Origin of the sequence: Microbulbifer pacificus (genome assembly GCF_002959965.1) — a bacterium.
Taxonomy (GTDB): Bacteria; Pseudomonadota; Gammaproteobacteria; order Pseudomonadales; family Cellvibrionaceae; genus Microbulbifer; species Microbulbifer pacificus_A.
Genome location: NZ_PREV01000024.1, coordinates 1 through 3,151 on the forward strand (window position 1 = coordinate 1; position 3,151 = coordinate 3,151).

The following is a 3,151-nucleotide window of genomic DNA, read 5'->3' on the forward strand; positions in this document are numbered from 1 at the left end:
CACCTTGATCGTACCGAGTAAACGTACTTCTTACTTCGAATCGCATTTAGCATCCTCTCCCTCTTCGTTTTTTAGTTCTTCCAATTCATTTTCTAGCTTAGTCGCGTATTCCATTACTGCTTTTTTTGCTGCATATTCTGTAGCTACTTCCAACTCAAGGTTAGCGATCTTTGCTAACAAGGTTTCTGTTATGTCAGCTTGATTCAGTTTTATTTGTTTTTTCATTATTTCCATCTCCCTATAGCAATATAAGATAACCTGTCCACTGTGCTAAATGATGATAGTCCCATGAACTGAGCTCCGAATCCGGTAGTTGTAACACTCCATGCTCGTTTCATAACCGCTCGCCATGATCCACCGTCTACATCTCCGTCATAGTTGATTGCTGGTTCTTCGATAAACGGTATGGCAAAATCTATAGATGGTCCACCTCGATAAAATGTAAGTCCTTGTTCAGTGTGAGTACTGGTGCTTACACTTCTAGTAGAAATATGGTTCCAACATATTTGAATGCCATTTGCATATCGGATATAGTTGCCATTTGAATTACTTCCTTGTTCAACGATAATATCTGCACTACCTTCAGAAGTTCTTAATCCCAAAGGAGCGTCTATTCTACCTCCTAAGCTTATAGAATCTTCTACATTTAAAGAACCTGTAATACCATTTCTATCTACTGTCATACCACCCGCAATATGAACCCTGTCGCTAGTCCAAACTCCGGTGCCAATGTAAATATTACCTTGTGATGAAGTACCTTGGTATATATATACCCCCTCATTTGAAAATAATTGAAGTCTTTTTCTAGAAAATAGATTAGTTGTGGTATCTTCAATATGCAAGTATCCTTCATTGTTCAAAAACCAACCTGGTTCACTCTCTCCATATCTAGAAGGATCTGCTTTACGAACTCTCATACCATCAGTTGTATAATTAACAATTTTCGTAAGGAATCTAGCGTTGTTTATGTTAGGGTCATTTAAGTTATTAGGATTAAAATTTGCACTGTTGTTGTACGCATTAAATTGTAGGGAACCTCCTAAATAGCTAGTTATAGCTAAAGGAAAATTAGGGTCACGCTCCCAAGACAGTGTTCTCACAGAACCTCTATCTATTTCAGCTACAAAATAATCATCCTCAGTCCAAATTGTATCCTCCCGGATTAAAGAAGATAATTTCCCTGCATAATTTCCTGTTACTCCTTCCAATCTTCCGGTTATAACAGCATCTTGAATATTGGCATTAACTATTATAGCGTCATCAAACGTACCCTTTTGAAATACTGCATTATTGGCATCTAATGTACCTGTGATAACTGAATCTTGCATTATCGCATTAATGGCTGTCATATTTCTTGTTGTCATATCTAAGAACGTTGCATCTTCAGCACCTAACGAGCCTCTTATTAAAGCATTGCCATCAAGAGTGATATTCTTTCCTAAAATTCTTGTATCTGAATTATTGATGTCATCCACAGCTTTACCGATGTCTACTTTATTACCTAAACTTATTTCAAAATCATCTAACCGAACGATAGCACCTTCCACGTCTGTTTTAGCTTCTTGAATAATTTGTTCAGATTCTTCTACTCGGGCAATAGCTTGATTAATTTCTTGTCTTGCTTCAGTGACAATAGTATTCAGCTCTTGAAACGAGTCATCTGTATAATTTCTAGAATCATTCTCAGCTTCATTTGCTTTCTGTTCAGCATATTGTTTGGAATTTTCTTCCGATCGATTCGCTTTTTCTGTAGCATCTTGACGTGCATTTTCCTCGACAATTCTATCTTTTTCCTCAGCGTGATTTTTAGCGTTCTCCTCAGCGTTGTTTGATTTGTTGGCAGCATCACTTTTCGCAATATCATCATAATAAACGTCTTGATTGTCGGCATGACGTTTAGCCTCTTGTTCTGCTTGATAAGATTGTTCATCCGCATGGCTTTTAGATTCTTGTAAGTTTTGTTGAGCTTGTTCGATACGTTTTCTTTCTTCATCTGAAATTCGTTCATCAGCAAAATCAATGGCTTCTTTCATCTTTTCTACCGATATCTTTACAGGTAACTCTTGATTTTCAATACCTTGAATTTCATTAAATTTATCACTGATTTTTTTTATTAACGTTGCCTGCGCTTCTCCAAATGTAGCTTCAAGAATAAATCCTCCTGGCTCATGGATTTCTTTGATTTCTGTTATAGGAGCATTCATCGTAATATTCCAAGTCTTATTAAATACTTGAACGATATCACCTAATCGAAAATCCACTTCATACTCAAATGGCGTAGACATGGAAAAATCATTTGTTGTTTCACGAATAGAAGGTGTTAGAATTTGAGCTTCTAAATAGAACGTTGTTTCAAACTCTTTCATTTTCTGTTCTCCACGTTCTCTTAATCTTGCTTCCTCTTCTTCTGGAGATAGCTCTATTTCTTCACCATCATCGTTTTCTAAGGTTTCCCCTATATCACGAGCATCAATAAATACTTCATAAAGGTCTACACCTTTTGCATCTCCAACCTTCACTATTCTTCTTTCTTCGCCTTCACCTTGCCCACCAACATAACCAACATTTCTATAATTATTATTACTATCTACAAATTGTTGGCTTTTAATTGTTTGATATTCTGGGCTAAAGAAAACCGGTTGTAATCCGGTTGGGTTATCTTGAGTAACGTCTCTTTGCTCTGCAACATCAAATATGAATTTCCTGCGTTCCATATCAGCATAAATCATCCAACCTATATTGGCCTGCTTGCTAATGGACGTAATTTCATCTCCTACATTGCGAAACCGTGATTCCCAATCAACTTGAGGACCTCTATTTTGATTTGGTGCTATTTCAAGAAAATCAATTTTTCTATCCGGATTTTCTGGATTAACAAAATGTTTCTCAACATAATGTTTCATTACTGTTTCTGCATTACCTTTTTTCCTGTCATGACTCGTATGGTCTGGCGGAATTGTTACTCTTTGATTCAAGATTCCGTCAAGCGTATCACCAGTAATTTTCCATGTTTCAGAAGCTTTACCGTTTGAATCTAAAGATACTTCTCTGTGGCGGATAACCATTGCTTTATCACCTTGTTTATCCAAAACAATAAAATTTCCTTTTTGGAAATGTTCGGCACCCTCCATATATTGATTGATGTGTAATT

2 protein-coding genes are annotated in these 3,151 nt (G+C 36.5%); both read right to left on the bottom strand.

What is annotated here, in order from left to right; translation table 11 throughout:
- Window positions 1-30: 30 nt before the first annotated feature.
- Window positions 31-225 carry a hypothetical protein gene (locus C3938_RS00555; RefSeq protein ID WP_105101352.1) on the bottom strand — a complete coding sequence of 65 codons (195 nt, stop codon included), beginning with the start codon at window positions 223-225 and terminating at the stop codon, window positions 31-33.
- On the bottom strand, window positions 225-3,151 hold a 2,927-nt coding region (locus tag C3938_RS00560), incomplete at its 5' end, for a siphovirus ReqiPepy6 Gp37-like family protein (RefSeq protein WP_158681508.1). The genes C3938_RS00560 and C3938_RS00555, both read right to left, overlap by 1 nt.

Bases quoted from the DNA above. Each gene is read 5' to 3' on its own strand.
- C3938_RS00555 (WP_105101352.1), bottom strand. From the start codon at position 225: ATGAAAAAACAAATAAAACTGAATCAAGCTGACATAACAGAAACCTTG.